The organism is Streptomyces hazeniae (genome assembly GCF_031845485.1).
GTDB classification, from domain to species: domain Bacteria; phylum Actinomycetota; class Actinomycetes; order Streptomycetales; family Streptomycetaceae; genus Streptomyces; species Streptomyces hazeniae.
Map to the genome: position 1 here is coordinate 1 of NZ_JAVREQ010000225.1, position 418 is coordinate 418.

The window sequence follows — 418 nt, forward strand, 5'->3', positions numbered from 1 at the left end:
GGTATCTGCGGTACTGGACTGGGAGTTGGCCCACCTCGGTGATCCCCACGACGACCTGGCATGGGTCAGCGTCCGCGCCGTGCAGGAGCCGTTCACCGACCTGATCGACCGATTCGACGACTACGCGCGGTTCAGCGGCAGGCCGGTGGACATCTCCCGGGTGCGGTACTACCGGGTGTTCGCCGAGCTGAGGATCCTGGTACTCAGCCATCGCTCGATCGGTCACACCGACCCGCTCGGCGAAGTCGGAAACGCCTTGATCTACACCGCATTACATCGTCGGTTGTTCGGTGAGGCAATGGCTGACGTGCTGCGGATCGGCCTGCACCAACCGGCCGACCTCGACGCGCCGAGTACGCCACGTGCATGGTGGTACGACGCGGCACTCACGCAGATCGGTCAGATCATCGTTCCCCGT

1 protein-coding gene is annotated in these 418 nt (G+C 64.4%); it reads left to right on the plus strand.

Going from position 1 to position 418, the window contains the following annotated elements; genetic code table 11:
* Positions 1–79 precede the first annotated feature (79 nt).
* The coding region (locus RM572_RS29445) for a hypothetical protein (RefSeq protein ID WP_311676397.1) at positions 80–418 on the plus strand (339 nt) is incomplete at its 3' end.